At 63.1% G+C, this 17,363-nt stretch carries 23 protein-coding genes; 15 read left to right on the top strand and 8 right to left on the bottom strand.

Features of this window, described 5'->3' with window-relative positions; translation table 11 throughout:
• Positions 1 to 24: 24 nt before the first annotated feature.
• Positions 25 to 612 (bottom strand): dihydrofolate reductase family protein, encoded by a 588-nt coding sequence (locus FGL95_RS20140; protein WP_169590124.1) that lies wholly within the window; start codon positions 610 to 612, stop codon positions 25 to 27.
• A 130-nt stretch (positions 613 to 742) separates the two neighbouring features.
• Here FGL95_RS20140 and FGL95_RS20135 point away from each other — a divergent pair, with 130 nt between their 5' ends.
• The 11 genes from FGL95_RS20135 to FGL95_RS20085 all read left to right on the top strand — a co-directional run bounded on the left by FGL95_RS20135 (position 743) and on the right by FGL95_RS20085 (position 7,809).
• Positions 743 to 1,303, top strand: a complete 561-nt coding sequence (locus tag FGL95_RS20135) for a helix-turn-helix domain-containing protein (RefSeq protein WP_169590122.1) — start codon at positions 743 to 745, stop codon at positions 1,301 to 1,303.
• 36 nt (positions 1,304 to 1,339) lie between these two features.
• The gene (locus FGL95_RS20130) at positions 1,340 to 2,140 is read left to right on the top strand and encodes a crotonase/enoyl-CoA hydratase family protein (RefSeq protein ID WP_169590120.1); all 801 of its coding nucleotides are present in this window, start codon (positions 1,340 to 1,342) and stop codon (positions 2,138 to 2,140) included.
• 97 nt (positions 2,141 to 2,237) lie between these two features.
• The gene (locus FGL95_RS20125) at positions 2,238 to 2,906 is read left to right on the top strand and encodes a DUF6230 family protein (RefSeq protein ID WP_169590118.1); all 669 of its coding nucleotides are present in this window, start codon (positions 2,238 to 2,240) and stop codon (positions 2,904 to 2,906) included.
• A gap of 9 nt (positions 2,907 to 2,915) precedes the next feature.
• Positions 2,916 to 3,335: a DUF6114 domain-containing protein gene (locus FGL95_RS20120; RefSeq protein ID WP_206072125.1), complete on the top strand. Its 420-nt coding sequence runs from the start codon at positions 2,916 to 2,918 to the stop codon at positions 3,333 to 3,335.
• Between the two features lie 2 nt (positions 3,336 to 3,337).
• A complete protein-coding gene (locus FGL95_RS20115; RefSeq protein WP_169590117.1) occupies positions 3,338 to 4,147 on the top strand; it encodes a DUF6230 family protein in 810 nt (269 codons plus the stop codon).
• Entirely contained in the window at positions 4,141 to 4,611 is a 471-nt protein-coding gene (locus tag FGL95_RS20110) for a DUF6114 domain-containing protein (protein ID WP_206072124.1), read from the top strand. The genes FGL95_RS20115 and FGL95_RS20110 overlap by 7 nt, the downstream gene beginning before the upstream one ends.
• Positions 4,612 to 4,619: 8 nt before the next feature.
• A complete protein-coding gene (locus FGL95_RS20105; RefSeq protein WP_169590115.1) occupies positions 4,620 to 5,390 on the top strand; it encodes a hypothetical protein in 771 nt (256 codons plus the stop codon).
• On the top strand, positions 5,387 to 6,043 hold the full coding sequence (locus FGL95_RS20100; RefSeq protein WP_169590113.1) for a DUF6230 family protein: 657 nt from the start codon (positions 5,387 to 5,389) through the stop codon (positions 6,041 to 6,043). Before FGL95_RS20105 ends, FGL95_RS20100 begins: the two co-directional genes overlap by 4 nt.
• A gap of 39 nt (positions 6,044 to 6,082) precedes the next feature.
• Positions 6,083 to 6,424, top strand: coding sequence for a metalloregulator ArsR/SmtB family transcription factor (locus tag FGL95_RS20095; protein WP_169590111.1), 342 nt, complete (start codon positions 6,083 to 6,085; stop codon positions 6,422 to 6,424).
• Positions 6,424 to 7,062: an SRPBCC family protein gene (locus FGL95_RS20090; protein WP_169590109.1), complete on the top strand. Its 639-nt coding sequence runs from the start codon at positions 6,424 to 6,426 to the stop codon at positions 7,060 to 7,062. Before FGL95_RS20095 ends, FGL95_RS20090 begins: the two co-directional genes overlap by 1 nt.
• Positions 7,063 to 7,065: 3 nt before the next feature.
• Entirely contained in the window at positions 7,066 to 7,809 is a 744-nt protein-coding gene (locus FGL95_RS20085; protein WP_169590107.1) for an MBL fold metallo-hydrolase, read from the top strand.
• Here the strand turns inward: FGL95_RS20085 and FGL95_RS20080 are convergent.
• From FGL95_RS20080 to FGL95_RS20060, 5 genes are all read right to left on the bottom strand, one after another.
• Positions 7,806 to 8,249 (bottom strand): hypothetical protein, encoded by a 444-nt coding sequence (locus FGL95_RS20080; protein ID WP_169590106.1) that lies wholly within the window; start codon positions 8,247 to 8,249, stop codon positions 7,806 to 7,808. The two genes, FGL95_RS20085 and FGL95_RS20080, sit on opposite strands and share 4 nt — an antisense overlap.
• Before the next feature lie 60 nt (positions 8,250 to 8,309).
• A complete protein-coding gene (locus tag FGL95_RS20075; protein ID WP_169590104.1) occupies positions 8,310 to 9,119 on the bottom strand; it encodes a pentapeptide repeat-containing protein in 810 nt (269 codons plus the stop codon).
• A gap of 61 nt (positions 9,120 to 9,180) precedes the next feature.
• Complete coding sequence (locus FGL95_RS20070) at positions 9,181 to 10,419, bottom strand: sigma-70 family RNA polymerase sigma factor (RefSeq protein WP_169590102.1); 1,239 nt, start codon at positions 10,417 to 10,419, stop codon at positions 9,181 to 9,183.
• Complete coding sequence (locus FGL95_RS20065; RefSeq protein ID WP_169590100.1) at positions 10,416 to 10,763, bottom strand: YciI family protein; 348 nt, start codon at positions 10,761 to 10,763, stop codon at positions 10,416 to 10,418. Before FGL95_RS20065 ends, FGL95_RS20070 begins: the two co-directional genes overlap by 4 nt.
• Positions 10,764 to 10,817: 54 nt before the next feature.
• Positions 10,818 to 11,480 (bottom strand): TetR/AcrR family transcriptional regulator, encoded by a 663-nt coding sequence (locus FGL95_RS20060; RefSeq protein WP_169590099.1) that lies wholly within the window; start codon positions 11,478 to 11,480, stop codon positions 10,818 to 10,820.
• A gap of 71 nt (positions 11,481 to 11,551) precedes the next feature.
• Here FGL95_RS20060 and FGL95_RS20055 point away from each other — a divergent pair, with 71 nt between their 5' ends.
• A complete protein-coding gene (locus tag FGL95_RS20055; protein WP_169590097.1) occupies positions 11,552 to 13,123 on the top strand; it encodes a succinic semialdehyde dehydrogenase in 1,572 nt (523 codons plus the stop codon).
• Between the two features lie 35 nt (positions 13,124 to 13,158).
• Positions 13,159 to 13,983, top strand: a complete 825-nt coding sequence (locus tag FGL95_RS20050; protein WP_169590095.1) for an SDR family NAD(P)-dependent oxidoreductase — start codon at positions 13,159 to 13,161, stop codon at positions 13,981 to 13,983.
• Between the two features lie 29 nt (positions 13,984 to 14,012).
• On the opposite strand, the gene FGL95_RS20045 is transcribed toward FGL95_RS20050, so the two are convergent.
• Positions 14,013 to 14,735 (bottom strand): TetR/AcrR family transcriptional regulator C-terminal domain-containing protein, encoded by a 723-nt coding sequence (locus tag FGL95_RS20045; RefSeq protein ID WP_169590094.1) that lies wholly within the window; start codon positions 14,733 to 14,735, stop codon positions 14,013 to 14,015.
• 92 nt (positions 14,736 to 14,827) lie between these two features.
• On the opposite strand from FGL95_RS20045, the gene FGL95_RS20040 reads away from it, so the two are divergent.
• Positions 14,828 to 16,006 (top strand): FAD-dependent monooxygenase, encoded by a 1,179-nt coding sequence (locus tag FGL95_RS20040; protein WP_169590092.1) that lies wholly within the window; start codon positions 14,828 to 14,830, stop codon positions 16,004 to 16,006.
• Positions 16,007 to 16,046: 40 nt separating this feature from the next.
• On the top strand, positions 16,047 to 16,814 hold the full coding sequence (locus FGL95_RS20035) for a metalloregulator ArsR/SmtB family transcription factor (RefSeq protein WP_169590090.1): 768 nt from the start codon (positions 16,047 to 16,049) through the stop codon (positions 16,812 to 16,814).
• Positions 16,815 to 16,880: 66 nt separating this feature from the next.
• Here FGL95_RS20035 and FGL95_RS20030 read toward each other — a convergent pair whose 3' ends face one another.
• Positions 16,881 to 17,285: a VOC family protein gene (locus tag FGL95_RS20030; protein WP_169590088.1), complete on the bottom strand. Its 405-nt coding sequence runs from the start codon at positions 17,283 to 17,285 to the stop codon at positions 16,881 to 16,883.
• Between the last annotated feature and the right edge of the window lie 78 nt (positions 17,286 to 17,363).

Raw genomic sequence — 17,363 nt, 5'->3', positions numbered from 1 at the left:
TCGTCAAGTCGAACAACTAGTCTTCTACAGCGAACGTTCGTAGGTCGCGACGATCACGCCTGCGGTGGTCGGGACGCTCCGCACGAGCTCGAATCCGACCCGGGGCGACGTTTTGTCGAATAGCCGCGCGCCACTGCCGAGTACCAGTGGGTGAATCACCAGGGTGTAGGAGTCGAGCAGGCCTGCGGCATGCAGGCTACGCACGAGCGCCGCGCTACCGATCACGTTGAGTTTCGGGCCCGGCGTGGCTTTGAGTGCGCCGACCGACTGCACTGCGTCGCCAGCCAACAGGGTCGAGTTCTGCCACGCATCGGCGGCTGCGAGTGAACTTGACACGACGTACTTCTGCACCGCGTTCATGTGCTCGGTGAACGGGTTGCCGTCGGTCTGGGTCGACCACGCGCCGATGAAGTCTTCCCAGGTGCGCCGCCCGAACAGTATTTCGCCGGGCTCTGCCATTCCGCGACCCATTTCTTGCATGAGGATGTCGTCCTGGTAGTTGGCGCCCCAGCCGCCGTGGACGAAGCCGTTTCGAGTGTCTTCGTCCGGGCGACCCAGGCCCTGGACCACTCCGTCGAGGGTGACGTTCATGGTGACGCTGATCGTGCGCATCGCGAGTTCTCCTTCTCGAATCGGTAGCCCGGTGGCATCCCGTCACCCACTACACGAACGCGCGTAGCCGATTTCGACAGGCTCGTGAAAGGTTCGCCAGATCGTACGAAGCGGAGTCTATGATGAACGAATGGTCGAATCCAAGGGTGCCCCGCTCGACGTGATCGCGCAGTCGTTGCAGCGCGAACGCCGTCGTGCCGGACTCTCGCTCGCCGAAGTCGCACGGCGGGCCGGTATTGCCAAATCAACTCTCTCGCAACTGGAATCGGGCGCAGGCAACCCCAGCGTCGAGACCCTGTGGGCGTTGAGCGTGACGCTCGATGTGCCGTTCGCACGGCTGGTCGAGCCCCCGCGACCGAACGTTCAGGTCATTCGTGCGGGGGAGGGCCCATCGATCGCGTCCGACCGCGCAGACTACGTCGCGACCTTGCTCGCGTCGTGCCCGCCGAACGCCAGACGCGACATCTATCTGATCACCGCGCAGCCCGGCGAGCCGCGCCTGTCGGATCCGCACACGCCGGGGGTCGTCGAGCATGTCGTCATCAGTCACGGCGCGGCACTGATCGGCCTCGCAGACGAGCCGATCGAGCTTCGGCCAGGCGATTACATTGCCTATCCCGGCGACGAAGCCCACGTCTTCAAGGCCTTGAAGCGCGACACCGTTGCGGTGTTGATCTCCGAGCATTCCTGACCGCTAGCCCGATCTTCGGTCGGATATTGTGGCGCGATGTCGGATCGCATCACCGTCGAGACAGTCGACGGAATCGCTTACGCAACCCTCAACCGCGCAGACAAGATGAACGCTCTCGATCTGCCGATGTTCAAGGAGCTCGCCTCGGTCCCCGGCGAGATCGCCAAGGACACTTCGGTCCGGGCGGTGATCCTTCGCGGTGACGGTCCCGCGTTCTGCAGCGGCCTGGATTTCGCGGCGGTGTCGAAAGACCAGGTCGGTCAGGTGAAGGGGTTCGCCAAGCTGCCGGTGCAAACCACGAACCTGTATCAAAAGGCGTGCTGGGCCTGGCGCGAGATGCCAGTTCCGGTGTTCGCCGTGACCCACGGCTATTGCTTCGGCGGCGGTTTTCAGCTCGCCCTCGCTGCCGACTTCCGCTTCACCACCGCCGACTGCCAGTTCTCGGTGATGGAGGCCAAGTGGGGCCTGATTCCCGACATGACCGGATCGGTCACGCTGCGCGAGTTGGTCGGCATGGATGTCGCCAAGCGGTTGACGATGACCGCTGAGATATTCGACGGCAATCGCGCGAAAGAGCTGGGGTTGGTCACCGAGGTCGGTCCGGATCCGCTTGCCGCCGCGAAGGTCCTCGCTGCTGAGATTGCCACTCGCTCACCGGATTCCGTTGCAGCGACGAAAAAGCTGTTCCACGAGACGTGGACGTCGTCGCCGCGGTCGGCCTTCTGGACCGAGAGCGAGCTGCAGCTCCGCCTGCTACTTGGCCGCAACCACAAGATCGCGCGCGCTGCAGGAAAGGCGAAGGAAATCCCCAAGTGGGTCGCTCGGACTATCGGCTGAGCGGATGACGTAACCCGAATTCTCGGCAATCTGCGTCGTCGCAGCTGATCCCCACGGTATGTTGACCGCAAATCTATGGCTAGCGGAAGGCCGGGGAATGCAGAAGAAGGACCGCGGTAAGACGCGGTGGCGGCGCTGCTTCATCTTGCTGCTCCCTGCCCTCCTCGGCGTCGGAATCCTCACGATCATGACGATCCAGGGTGTGATGCCGCTGCGTCTTGCCGTGAGCGGACAAGACTTCAAGCTGTCGTCGAACGGCGGTCCGGCGGTCGCAGCGAAGGGCCTGACGGCCTATCCGTCGACGATCGAGATGAAGGACGGGGCGACGAAACCGGTGCTTGTCGCGGGCCTTCCGGAAGCCACGCTCGAGGACGGCATGTGCCTGTCGCTCGTATTGACCTTCCCCTTCATCGGCACCAACACACTGCAGATTCACACGAGCGGTGAGACCGTTGTCGAAGACATGAAGGCCAGCGCCGCCGAGATGTTCATCAAGGGTGTGTCGATGAAGAGCCGCACCAAAGACGGCAAGGATCCGGATGCGACCGGCAGCAATATCGAGGCGCCCGGTGCTATCAATGTGGACGCCTCCGAGGTTGGCGGCCGCCCGGGCACGATGGGCTTGAACATCCCCGGCGTCGTCAAGATGGGTGGCTTGCAGGCAACCGCGAAGGGCGCATTGATCTCCGGTACCGCGAAGCTGAACGGTATCGGGATTCCCAAGCTTGGCCACGGTCGCGGCGTCGAACACAACGAATGCTACTGAGGTGACGCCATGAAGAAATTGTGGATTCGCTTCAGGGAATTTCGTTGGACCCGCCCGTTTTGGGGCGGGCTGTTCGTCATGGCGGGCGGCGCCATCATCGGCTGGCTACCGCTCGGTCCCGTTACGGACATCATTCACGCCGGTATCGGCGGTATCGGCGGCTATCTATGCAGTCTGATTCTGATCGTCACAGGGCTCTGCCTGTGGTTCCGGCCGAAACTGCGGTACGGCGCGGCAATTGTGGCGGTCATCATCTCGCTCATATCGTTTCCGGTGTCGAACCTCGGCGGATTCGTCGTGGGCATGATGGCGGGAATCATCGGTGGCTGCCTCGCCTTCGGCTGGTCGCTTCCTGCTGACGACACCGACGAAGGCGCAGAACAGCTTACGGCCCCAACGGGCAGCGGATCGTTTACGGAGAGGGTTTGACAATGATCGACGAAACGGCCGACCCAGGCGTGTCCACGAAGGTGGTCGAGGAGACGCAGCCACCACTCGTTCGTCGATGGGTGTCGAGCGCGCAAGACGCGGCGTCGAAATACGTCGCAGCGTCGCGCCAGACGACAACGAAATCGATCAAGACATGGAACAGCACCGTTCTCGATGCAGCCGACGGCGACGCGCAGGTCGGTACGCGCTGGGGCCGTGGCGCGTCGATCATCGTGCCGAGCTTCTTGGCCATCGGTGGAATGGCAGCGGCAATCGGCAATGGTGCACTCGCCGCGAACTTCAACCTGGCAAACCAGCCGATCAGCTTGCATATCAACAGCGTGGCGGCAGATGGTTTGGGCATCGTGATGGCATCCGCCAACGTCAAGAACGAGGACGGTTCGTTGAACCCGACTGCGTTGTTGCACGCTGCAATCGGCAACGGTCAGATCGACGGCGTATGCATCATCGCGAAGCAGGCAATTCTGGGCGCGACCTACTCCGTCGTGTTGAGCGTTCCCCCAGGCCTGGACCAGCTTGCGACCGGTGCGAACGTGCAATTCGACGTCACCGATCTCGTTGCCCACGATGTGAAGATCTCCAACGCTTTCATCGGCAAGTCCGCTGACGACTTGGAGGTCAGCGGCCAGAACCTCGGCGGCCAGCCGGGCGGTTTCGGCTTCGATGCGGGCAACGGAACAGCGGTCCTCAACGATGTCAGCGGCACAGCGCTCGGCGCGAGCATTCTCGGATCCCTCGAGGCGCCGGTGTTCAACGCGTCCATCAAGCCGGGCGAGGTGGAAAATTGCTGATCGCGAGAGAGCGACTTCGGCTGGCGCTCCACTGGTTTCGGGGCTTTCGGCGAAGTCGGCCATTCTGGGGCGGACTATGGATGATCGTCGGCGGCTGGGCGATCCTCAAGTTGTCGCTGGTTGGTTTGCAGTTGATGTTCTCCGCCGGGCTCACCGGTTTCGGTGGTTGGCTGTCGGGCGGCGGTCTGATCCTGTGCGGTATCGCCGCGTGGCTGGCACCGAGTCAACGGTTCTTTGCTGGGCTGATCGGGCTGTTGCTGGCGGTCGTGTCCTTCGTGATCTCGAATCTTGGCGGGCTCTTCGTCGGGATGTTCTTCGGCATCGTCGGGAGCGCGATGGTGTTGTGCTGGGGTCCGACGAAGCGCCGTAAGCGTCGGGCTGCCGAAGCGACCGAGAGCACACCGAGCGACGAACTTGCGGACGCCACCGCCGGGGCCCCGAAGCCGAGTGAGTCGTCCGCATGATCGATCGGATGTCCTCGGCCCGCGGGTTGTGGATGCGAATGTTGACCATCGTGGGCATCGCCTCGGTCGTCGCTGCGACGGCGTACGGCCCTGGAAACATCGCGACTGCACTCGGTTTCCGCGAGCTTCCGCCACCTCCGGCGCCTGAATCCATCGGCTATATCCCGAGCGGAACACCGGTGAAGATTCAGGCACCCCGCGCACGGATCGCCGGCTTTCAGAAGGTTGTTCCTCGCTCGCCGATTCTCCTTGCGGACGGTTCGATGTCGCCGCCGACCACGGTGTATCTGCGCGTCAACAAGATCGAGCTCGACGATGTGACCATTTCCAGCGTGCGGCCCGACCACGCCTTCGTCATCAAAAACTTCAACGGCACCGACGAAAGCAACGCCGCAGTGGTCGGGAACGACGACCCAGGAACAGCTGTCGAGCTCTGGATCGATGTGAAGTCGCTTGCCCTGTGCGTTACCGCGGACACGTTCTATTCACTCGCGGTGGGCTACGCAGGAGTGTTCGGCGGCCGGTTGGACGAACTGCTCGCGTTGGTTGCCGACACGTTCCGGCCGACCGCGGAAAGCGCGCTAGGCGGGTTCGGGCCCTGCCTGCAAATCAACACACTATTGCCGCTGGTGGCAGTTTTCATCGACCACGGTGTGCCATTGCCAGCCTCACTTCCAGCGGCCAACTTGGACCTGACGGCCGCCACAGCAAAAGTCACTACCGGTCCCGGACGCCCAGCGGTGACCGCGCCGCTCGGCATCGTGGGGGTCACCCGATGATCGAAGAATCCGAAGAAGTCGTATACCGGACTCGTTGGGGGCGCACCTCGATCGCCGCTGGCCTTGCGTTCGCGCTTGTCGCAGGAATCGGTCTCACGATGTTTCGCGGGGCGCTGGCCGCTTCGTACGTCGCGACCTCGACGTCGGGTGGACTCACCGCGAGCGGTTTGACCACCGATCAGGTCGGCGCGATTGTTCGCGCCATTCCGGTTCGCAATGCCAATAGCGAAAATTACGACGAATGGGTGGCGACCTTCCTGATCGGCCACGGCTATGCGAACTCGGTGTGTTTGACCGAGAAGGCGACGCTGTTCGGCCAGACCGTGACCTTGATGCTCACAGCCGGCGACGACGACCCGTCGACCAACGAGATCGAAATCGAGGGTCTCACGCTCAACGTCTATGACGCGACGACCTATCTGCAGGCCCAGGGGATGACCTACATCAACAAGAATCCTGGTGATATCGCCATTCCCGGCGCGCCGACCGCGCCTGGTGCGTCGCCGGTCGAGTTCGGTCTCGAGGCTCAAAACGCTGTACTCCGCGGGGTCACGGCGCGAGTATCCGACGCCGAGCTCATCCATTTGCCCAACGTTGCCGATCTCAAGGCGAACTTCCTCGTCGGCGACCGGGAATGTCCACCGGTTAAATAACCTTTGACTTATATAAGTGCAAGCTGATAGAACTGAATTGTGCACGCTTTCGACATACTCGGCGATCCGGTAAGGCGCCGGATTCTCGAGGCGTTGGCCGACGGTGAAATGACCGCCGGTGCCATTTGCAGCGTGGTTCAAGACGATTTCACGATCAGCCAGCCGGCTGTGTCGCAGCATCTGAAGGTGCTGCGCGACAGCGGCTTTGCGACAGTCAGGGCAGAAGGCACGCGTCGGCTGTACGCAGTGAATTCCGATCCGCTCCGAGACGTGGATGTCTGGCTCGATCAGTTTCGTCGTTTCTGGACCCCGCATCTCGATGCCCTCGCAACCGAAGTGGCGAGAGGGAAGCGTGCGCGCCGACTAAAGGGAGAATCCTGATGCTTGTTGACGTCAACCACCAGATCAACGCTGTAGACCGCGCAGTGGGATCTCGCACGATAGAGGCCGGTACCGCCAGCGTCGTGACGATCAGCCAGGTCTACGACACCTCGGTCGAAGATCTCTGGGACGCCTGCACCAACCCGGAACGAATTCCTCGGTGGTTCCTGCCGATCAGCGGTGACCTCGTGCTCGGTGGGACCTACCAACTCGAGGGCAATGCGGGCGGCACGATCGAATCGTGCAGTCCTCCGGAAAGCTTCAGCGCCACTTGGGAATACGGGGGCCAGGTGTCGTGGATCGAGTTGCGACTGACTGCCGAGGGCGACAAGGCGCGGTTCACACTCGATCACATTGCCCTTCCTGACGATCGTTGGACCGAGTTCGGCCCCGGTGCTGTCGGCATCGGCTGGGATCTGAGTTTCGTCGGCCTCGCGAAGCATCTCGAGTCCGGCGCCGCCGTTGATCCGCAAGAGGGAATGGAATGGACGATGTCGGCAGCGGGCGCCGAGTTCATGACGTTGAGCAACGACCGTTGGTGTGCAGCCGCGATCGCAGCGGGGGAGGACGCCGCCGCAGCGAAGGCCGCCGCGGACCGTACTCTGGCTGCCTACACGGCGGCTCCAGCGGAGGGATAGCGGATGGCGAAGGCGGATGTATCCGAGGTCGCGAGTGGAGTGTTTTGCGCTCGAGGCACCGACGTCAACTGGATCCTCCTTCGCGACGGCACGGACCTGACGCTGATCGATGCCGGCTATCCGGGCGATACCGGTGCGGTAGAGGAATCGATCCGCGACATCGGCGGTCGGCCCGAGGACGTGCGCGCGATTCTGGTGACTCACGCGCACGTCGACCACATCGGTGCGGTCAACCATTTCCACAGCACCTACGGCACTCCGGTATATCTGTCGGATACCGAGACGAAGCACGCTCACGGCGAATTCCACGAGGGTGCAACAGAACTCGACGTAATCAAGCGACTGTGGCGACCAGGAATGCTGCCGTGGTCGTTGCGAATTCTCCGCGGCGGGGCATCGAAGAAGCCCGTTCTCGGCCACGCGCAACCGTTTCCGACGTCGGGTGCCCTCGATCTACCCGGCGCGCCGACACCTGTCGCCACGCCCGGACACACATCTGGCCATACCGCATACTTTCTGCCTGCCGTCGGCGTTGTCGCGACCGGTGACGCGCTCGTGACCGGTCATGCACTGACGAAAATCAACGGTCCGCATTTGTTGCCCGGATTCTTCAATCACGATGAAGCCGAGACCCGTTCGGCCCTGGACGTCATCGCGACCCTCGATGCAGGCAGCTTGATTCCGGGTCATGGCGCACCGCACGTCGGACCCATTCGCGAGGCCGTCGAGGCCGCGAAGGCCCGCTAGTCGATCAGGTCGTCGGCCGCGAATACCCGAACGTCGTCGTCGGTTGCCAAGTGGATCGGCTGTAGGCGCAGGTTGCCGCGCTTCGCAGCCTTGACGAGGCCACTGGCCCACGCGCGGTCCGAGGACGTGAACTGGGCGCTTCCCGGTCTCGACAACAAGAATGCGGCGGAGCCGTCTTCGATCGCGGAACTGGCGAGGAATTCGGTGCACGCGGTGATCACGTTGTCCAAGGTGCGAGTATCGGGCTTGAGTGGGATCTGGGCGATCTGCTGTAGGACTTTCACCACCTCGCCGTCGGGGGCGATGAACGTGAACCACAGCGTGCGTTCGGCGAAACCCCACTCGCCCATCAAGATCCGCCATTGCCGATGCATGTCGGCGGCGTTGCGAACTACTGGTGTCGGGTCGAAGGGCGGCAAGGGCGGGATGTTCTTGGTCATGGCTGTCAGCATTGCCGAAATCGCGCAACCGTGAATTTGGTTATCCACAGCCGTGATCGGTTATCCACAACCCCAATGCTCGGGACGACGAAATCCGTCGTGCAACCTGGTTTTCGCGTCACCCGTCGCCGCATCGAGTTGGGCTTGGACGAGGAAGATCACGCCGGTGAGATCGGCGCCTGCGAGGTTCGCGCCGCGAAGATCGGCGCCGATCACATCGGCGTTTCGTAGATCGGCACCAGCGAGATTCGCGCCGATGAGCAACGCGCCGCGCAGGTTCGCACCTCGCAGGTCGGCCTTGCGCAGTTTTGCGCCGATGAGGTCAGCGCCGCGAAAGTTCTTGCTGCTACTAAACTTTGCACGCACGAGTTCGCTCGTCTGCGACAGCAGGGCGTTGATCGCACTGCGGCGCGCGTCGACGTCGATTGCCAGAATGTCGGGTGCGGGCTCGCGCGTCGATCGCTCGGTTTCGTCGAACAGCCGCCGCATCTCGCCATGAAGTGTGCGTGCCGCAGGAAGTGTCAGCGCCTCGTCGAGATACCAGAGCAATTCGTGCAGCTGACGCATCGTTGTGAACACGTCGAACATCTGTCGAGCGCTATCAGGCGCGTCCTTCCAGCTCACGGCCAGATAACTGACCTGCGAGACCTTCTGCCCGGCACCGAAGCAGTCGTACACCGTGCAGCCTCGAAAACCTTTCTGCCGCAACTGAGTGTGAATGCCGCAGCGGAAGTCCGAGGCCAGATTCGGGCAGGGCGTTCCTGCATTCTTGTCGATGGCGAAATCGGCTGATCGCGTGAAAGCCGGTGCGACGCAACAGAGTGCGAAGCAATTGGCGCAATCTGCGCGCAGGTCGGATTTCTGAGTCATCGTCTCGACGAGCCTACCAACCCTCGTGAGTCTTTTAGGAGTCCAGGGACTCCGAAAAGACTCACGAGGGTGGTGGCGATTCGTGGATAGTCGCAAGCCGACCGCGTAAGTAGCCTTGCTCGGCTTCGTTGTCGGTGTTCGCGATCGCGGCCTCGTAGGCCCGGGCCGCCTCGGTTGTCCGGTGCAGCCGGAGCAGCAGCTCCGCACGGACCGCGTGGAACGGGTAGTAGCGATCGAGGTCCAACTCGGCAAGTAGTTCCAGCCCCACCGCTGGACCGCTCACCTCGGCAACCGCGACTGCACGATTGAGTGCGACCACCGGCGTCGGCTGCATGGCGATGAGTTGGTCGTACAGCGCGACGATCTGCGACCAGTCGGTCGCCGCAGCGGCAGGCGCGTCACTGTGCACCGCCGCGATCGCAGCCTGGATCTGATACGGACCAGGTTGGTTGCGTCGCAGGCACTTCCGAACAATGTCGTGCCCTTCGTCGATGAGGGCCTGATTCCATAATTGGCGGTCCTGGTCGGCCAGGGGGAGTAGGTCGCCGGCCGGGCCGGTACGAGTCGCGCGACGCGATTCGTTGAGCAACATCAGGGCGAGCAAGCCCCACACTTCGGGTTCGTCGGGCATCAACTCGGCGAGCACGCGCCCCAACCGGATGGCCTCGGTGCACAGGTCCTCGCGGACGAGGCGCTCGCCGGAACTCGCGGTGTAGCCCTCGTTGAAGATCAGGTACAGCACCGCCAGGACGCCGTGCATTCGGTCGGGAAGATCGGCGTCGCGGGGGACGCGGTAAGGGATTTTCGCGGCGCGGATCTTCCCTTTCGCTCGGGTGATGCGTTGCGCCATAGTTGCTTCGGGCACGAGGAAGGCGCGGGCGATTTCCGTCGTCGTGAGCCCGCCGAGGAGGCGCAGGGTCAATGCGACCTGTGCGGCCGCGCCCAGCGCGGGATGGCAGCAGGTGAAGATCAATCGGAGTCGGTCGTCTCGCACAGGACCCTCCTCTACCCACTCGTCTTCGGCGTAAATGAGCGCGGCTTGCGCGTACCGGTCGTTGCGCGTCGCATCGCGTCGTAGCCGGTCGATCGCCCTGTTGCGCGCGGTCGTGATGATCCAGCCCGCCGGGCTCGCGGGCAGGCCGGTTTCGGGCCAGCGCTGGGCTGCCGCGACGAAGGCGTCCTGGACGGCCTCCTCGGCGATGTCGATATCGCCGAAGGTGCCGACCAGGACCGACACCGCCCGACCGTGTTCGCTTCGGAACACCCGCGCGATGTCGTCCTCTGTGACCGCTTGGGTCACTGCTCGTCTTGGAACGGCCGGACCTCCACAGGCAATGTCGACGCTTGGCTGACCTTGCGGCCCCACTCGAGTGCGGCGTCGAGGTCCGGCGCCTCGATCACGGTGAATCCGCCGAGGTGTTCCTTGGCTTCGATGAACGGTCCGTCGGTGGTGATGACATCGCCGTCGCGGGCACGCACGACGGTCGCGGTGCTGGGCGGGTGCAATCCGGCGGCGAAGACCCACGCGCCTGCCGCCTTCATCTCTGCATTGACCGCCTCGAGGTCGGCAATGATGGGATCGAGAATCTCGGGCGCTGGAATCGGGCCGTCCGGCTGGTAGCAGCTGAGCAGGTACTTGGTCATGGCGTTTCTTTTCGTATGTCGTCTATACGAACGCCGGCCGGTCGATTCGACACTTCAGCTGAAAACGCCCGGAATTTCCAACGCGCGGCCAAGGTCGTCGGGGTTGCCGAGCGTCGCAAGGGCGATCCGGATCATGGTCGAGCGAGCACGGTCCAGGAGGCCGGGATCCGGGTCGTCGGCGAGCCAGAGCCGATAGCCGACGAACTCGCAGGCATTGAGCAGCGTGTCGACGTCCAGCGAGTCCGGCTTGTCGCGTCCAAGCTCGCATATTTTGGCGTTGAGGAGCGCGTGCAGCTCTTGGAGCGCAAGTTCCCGATGGGCCGCTACCGGGGAACTGCGGTCGTACATTTCGCTGAAGAGGGGTCGCAGGACGGGTCCGCGCTCTCGAGCCCAGTCGAGATAGGCATTGATTGCGCCGATCGACATCGAGACGTCGTTGTCGGTTTTGCGGATCGCCTCGCCGACGGTGCGAACCAATGCTTCGTCGGACTCGGACAGCAGCATGTGAAGTGGCTCTTCGGCATTCGCGAAATACCGATAGAACGTCGGACGGGCAATGCCCGCACGTTCGAGAATGAGCGCGACGCTGAGTCCGCGCGAGCCGACGTCGGCGAACACGTCAGCGGTCGCGGCGACGATGCTCGCGCGGACGCGTTCTGCTTCTTCCGGCGTCTGCGGCGGTCGACCGCGCCGAGCTGCCGGTTCCTTGACATCCATGTGACCTCCGTGTTTAAGCTAACATGAGTGTTAGTTGAACACAGGTGTTCAAAAAAGTGGAAGGCATCGACTTGACCGCAGTAATCTCGCCCGCCGAACAGCTTGCGTTGCCCGCCCAGACGGTCGAACGTCTGACGAAACGAGCAGCCGCCGGAGGCGCGGCAGCGGTCGCAGTGCATGCGCCCGCCACCGGTGTGAAGATCGGGGACCTTCCGCAGTCTTCGGTCGCCGACATCGAACAGGCGTTTGCTACGGCACGCGAAGCGCAGCGGGATTGGGCGGCGCGTCCGATCGCCGAGCGCGCGGCAGTCTTCAAGCGATTCCACGACATTCTTCTCGACGAGCAGGCCGATATCCTGGACATCCTGCAGACCGAGACAGGTAAGTCGCGCCCGCACGCGTTCGACGAGGTCGGCGATGTCGCCGTCAACTCGCGCTACTACGCGAAGGTTGCCGCCGGGCTGCTCGACCCACACAAGCGCAACGGCGTGCTGCCGATCCTGACGCAGACCACCGAGGTAAGGCGCCCAAAGGGCGTTGTCGCCGTAATCTCGCCGTGGAACTACCCGCTCGCGCTGTCGGCGTCGGACGCTCTGCCTGCGCTGATCGCCGGCAATGCCGTGATCTCGCGTCCCGACAACCAGACCGCGTTGACCGCACTCTGGGCAAACGAAGTTGCCGAGCGCGCGGGCTTGCCTGCTGGTGTCTGGCAGGTCGTGCTCGGTCGCGGACGGGAAATTGGTGGAGAAGTCATCGCCCGCGCGGACTACGTCGACTACACCGGTTCGACCGCCACCGGTCGTACGATTGCGGCTCAGGCGGCCACCAGGCTGATCGGCTGCTCACTCGAACTGGGTGGCAAGAACCCGATGCTCGTGCTCGACGACGCCGACATCGACAAGGCTGCCGACGGCGGCATCCGCGCATGCTTCAGCTCGGCGGGCCAGCTCTGCGAATCGATGGAGCGGATCTACGTTCACACCGACGTCTACGACGAGTTCGTCCAGAAGTTCGTCGCCCTCGTCGATGAGATGAAGCTCGGCGCGAATCTTGCCTTCGACAGCGACATGGGGTCGCTTACCTTCCAGCGTCAGCTCGACTCGGTCAGCGCACACGTGGACGACGCGGTCGCCAAGGGCGCGACCGTCCTCACCGGCGGCAAGGCGCGGCCCGACCTCGGTCCGTACTTCTACGAGCCGACGGTGCTCGCCGATGTCACCGATGCGATGGCCGTCTACCGCGACGAGACGTTCGGACCTGTCGTGTCGATCTACCGCGTGGCAAGCGACGAGGAAGCCATCGCGCAGGCGAACGACACCGCATACGGACTGAACGCGAGTGTGTGGACCCGCGATACGAAGCGTGGCCGCAAGATCGCCGAGCAGCTGCGGTCCGGCGCGGTCAACATCAACGAAGGCTTCATAGCCGCCTGGGGCAGCATCGACGCTCCGTCCGGCGGTCTCGGTGACTCGGGCACCGGGCGTCGTCACGGCGCGGACGGCATTCTCAAGTACACCGACTCGCAGACCATCGCTGTGCAGCACCTCTTGCCTATTGCACCGCTGCCGGGTATGTCTGACGAAGTATGGGCGAAGACGATGACCTTGGCCTTCCGTGGCATGAAACTGCTGGGCCTCAAGTAACTCCCCGAATCGAATTTCAGAATGGACCGATGTAAATGAAGAATGTCTCCAACAAGATCGTGCTCGTCACCGGCGCCGCAATGGGCCTCGGCAAGCTGTTCGCGACGCGCGCCGTCGCGGAACACGCTGCCGCGGTTGTGCTGTGGGATATCAACGGTGACGCGCTGAAGGAAACTGCTGCCGAACTCGAGGCTGCGGGTGGCACAGTCCACACCTATGTCGTCGACGTGTCCTCCTTCGAGTCGATCAGTGAAGCCGCCGCCTTGGTGCGTGACAACGTCGGCACCGTCGAGGTGCTGTTCAACAACGCAGGCATTGTTCGCGGCAATTCCTACTTCTGGGAGACCAAGGACGTCGCCGACATCGAAAAGACGATTGCCATCAACTCGCTGGCTCCGATGTACATTGCGCGCGAATTCATACCCGGCATGATCGAGTCGGATTCCGAGTGCCGCATCGTCAACATCGCCTCGTCGGCAGGCCTCGTCGCCAACCCGCGGATGGCTGTCTACGCCGCATCCAAGTGGGCGGCAGTCGGCTTCTCCGATTCGATCCGTCTCGAGCTGGAGCAGGCCGGTCACAAGCACATTCACGTGACGACGGTCTGTCCGACCTACATCGACACCGGCATGTTCGACGGCGCGAAGGGGATGCTCCTGACGCCGATCCTCCAGCCCGAAGACGTCGTCAACGCCACGTGGGACGAGATGACCAACGGCGGACCGTTCGTCATCCTCCCTTGGACCTCGCGGCTGAACAAAGTTCTGAGCGGTGTCCTCCCGGTCAAGGTGCGCGATGCCTTCTTGAACCTTGCCGGCGTGTACAAGTCGATGGAGGAATTCAAGGGCCGGGAGCGCTGACCTTCGACTCCACCTACCGTGCGCGAGTCTTACCCCTGGCGGGGTAAGACTCGCGCACGGTTTTGTATGAGGGCCGCGAGCCCATCGAAAATCCGTTCCAGCCCGAATTCCAGCGCGTTGTCTTGCTCGTCGTTCGCGCCCGCCGCTGCGAATGCCGCCGCCACCTGGGGATATCGGTCCGCGCGGTCGGTGAGAATCCCCGCCATCAGCGCACCGGTGTCCTTTTCGGATGTTCCGGCCGGCGCCGTCTGCTGGACAAGGCTGCGGACGTGGCCGTTGACCAGGACGATCGCGTCCAAACGCTCGCCACCGGTCAGGTTCGTCTCCGCCAGCGCGCCGAGGGCGACCTCCAGCCAGCCGAGCTCGTTGGGTCCGTAGACCCGAGCGCCGACCGCCGTTTCGAGAGCCCATGGGTGGGCATTCGCGACATCGCGCCAGGCCAGTGCCCACGCGTGGAGTCGTGGTCGCCAACCGCCGTTCACTGTGGCTAGCTCGGGCGGTGCGCCAAGCGCGGTGTCCAGCATCAGCGCCAGCAACTCTGCCCGGCCGGGAACGTAGCGGTACAGAGACATCTTGGTGTAGCCGAGTTCGTCGGCGATGCGCTGCATCGACAGCGTGGCAATGCCCTCGGCGTCCGCCTTCGCGATCGCGACCTCGACGATGCGGCCGAGGGTCAAGCTCGGTTTCGGACCGCGCCGTGCCCGGTCGCCGGTATCCCACAGCAGTTCGGCAGTTCGTGTTGAGTCGGGCACCGATCCTCCTGGAGGACGCTTGACGGGAAACTGTGTCTACCATAAACTAAACTGCGTCCGGTAGAAACAGTTGTGGTCTGGAAGGCTCATCGATGTCGAACAAAACCGTCCTCGTATCCGGTGCAAGCGTCGCGGGACCAGCGCTGGCGTACTGGCTGAACCGGTACGGCTTCGCGGTGACCGTGGTGGAGCGGGGGCGCGCGCTGCGGCCCGGCGGTCAAGCGGTCGACTTCAAGGGCGAGACGCACCGGAAGGTGTTGGAGCAGATGGGAATCCTCGACGAGGTCCGTGCTCGGGCGACCGGCAAGAGCGACCTGGTCATCATCGACGAGAACGACAAGGAACTGGCGACGATCCCGGGCGAGTTCACCGGGGGAGATGTCGAAATCCTGCGGGGCGACTTGGCGGCAATTCTGTTCGAGCGCACGGAGCGCGACGTCGAGTATCTCTTCGGCGACACGATCACCGCACTCGGCGAGGCGGAATCGGGAGTCGACGTCACATTCGAGAACGCTCCGCCGCGCACCTTCGACCTTGTGCTCGGCGCCGACGGAATCCACTCCGCCGTACGTCGATTGGCTTTCGGTGCGGAGGATGACTACGTCGATCACCTCGGCTATTACTACGCGGTGGTCGGTGCGAATCGGCGCGGGGGGACCGTCGACAAGGACCGCGCAGTTGGCCTCATGTACAACGTGCCGGGCAAGATGGCCGTGGTCGGCGGGGCGAAGGCGCCGGAGCTGTACATCTTCGCTTCGGACCGAATCGACTACGACCGCAACGACATCGATGCGCAGAAGCGGCTTGTCGCAGATGCCTACGTAGATGTCGGGTGGCGCGTGCCCGAGATGCTGGAGACGCTGCCGGATTCGTCGGACTTCTACCTCGATTCGATCGCCCGCGTCGCCATGGACCGCTACACCAAGGGGCGCGTCGCCCTCGTCGGCGATTCCGCATATGGAAATACGTTGGGTGGCTTCGGGACTGGGCTGGCGATCGTCGGCGCATATGTGCTCGCGGGCGAACTCGCCGCCGCGGGCGGCGATCACGTGGTCGCGTTCGAGCGGTACGACAAGGTCATGCACCGTTATGCCAAGTCCGCGCGCTCGGTCAATGCCGGACCGTTCATGGCGCCGGCCTCGCCGTTGCGAATCCGGCTGCGCAACTGGACTTTCAAGTTCGGCCTGCCGATGCGGCTGATGTTGAAGGTGACCGACATGTTCGCCACCGACATCGACCTGCGCGACTATCCGGCTCTGGTCCGGTCGTGAGGCATTGACATGCAGGTAAATACCTGCCTATTGTAGTGGTGTGCCCACGGAAACGGATGCGGTGTTCAAAGCGCTCGCCGATCCCACTCGGCGGTACTTGCTGGACAGGTTGCACGAACAGAACGGGCAGACGCTCGGCGAACTGTGTGAGCGTCTGGGGATGGCTCGCCAATCGGCGACCCAGCACCTCGGTGTCCTGGAGGCGGCCAATTTGATCAGCACCGTCCGGCGGGGGAGGGAGAAGCTCCACTACCTGAACCCGGTGCCGCTCAACGAGATTCAAGAGCGCTGGATCGACAAGTTCGAACGCCCGCGGCTCCGAGCCTTGAGCGCAGTCAAACGACGAGCGGAGGATGCAATGACCGACAAACCGACATTCGTATACGTGACCTACATCGAGGCGTCCGCGGCGAAAGTCTGGGAGGCCCTGACCGATGCTCAGCTGTCGGGCGAGTACTGGGGCCACAGCAACGTCTCGGACTGGAAAGTGGGGTCCGGATGGGAACACCAGCGAACCGATGGGTCGGCCATCGCCGACGTCGTCGGGACCGTGGTCGTGAGCAATCCGCCCACCCGGCTGGTGACGACCTGGGCGGACCCCGCCACCCCCGAGGCAACTTCACGAGTGACCTTCGATGTGCAGGAGTACGGAGAAATAGTGCGGCTCACAGTGACTCACGAAGACTTGCCGAGCCAGGCCGAGCACGACGACGTCGCCAGCGGTTGGCCTGCGGTGCTGTCGAACCTGAAGTCGTTCCTCGAAACCGGCCACGCTCTGCCACAAGCTCCGTGGGAAATGGCGCACTGAAGCTACGACGGTCGTGAGTCTTTTCGGAGTCTATAGACTCCGAAAAGACTCACGAGGGTGAGGGATTCAGCCGCCGAGCACCTCGAGGTAGTGCGGGTTGGTCATCACGCCGAGGATGTTGCCGAACGGATCGATGACCGATGCCGTGACGAATCCGCTGTCACCGCGGGGAGTGATCTTTTCGTGCACCTTGGCGCCCAAGGCCACGAGCCGGTCGACGGTCGCGGCGAGGTCGTCGACGTGCCAGTAGACGATTGCGCCGCCGGGCGCATCCTGTTGATGCGGTGCGTAACGACGATTGATGATGCCGAATTCGTCGTTGTAGTCACCGATTCGGAACTCGACGTACATCGGAGTTTCGGGGTTGGGAACATGGAAATACGGCTCGATACCCAGGAACTCCGAGTACCACTTGGCTGCCTCCGTCACGTCGTCTGCGAAAAAGTTGACGGTCGCTAGTCCTCGCAACATTGGTGGTTCCCTTCGGTTCGTTTTGCTGACAAACCTAGTCTCCAGGATAAAGTGCTCATCAATTGAGCACTTTGTTTG

The organism is Antrihabitans stalactiti (genome assembly GCF_012932915.1).
GTDB lineage: Bacteria > Actinomycetota > Actinomycetes > Mycobacteriales > Mycobacteriaceae > Antrihabitans > Antrihabitans stalactiti.
This window is presented reverse-complemented; position numbering and strand designations above follow the sequence as displayed.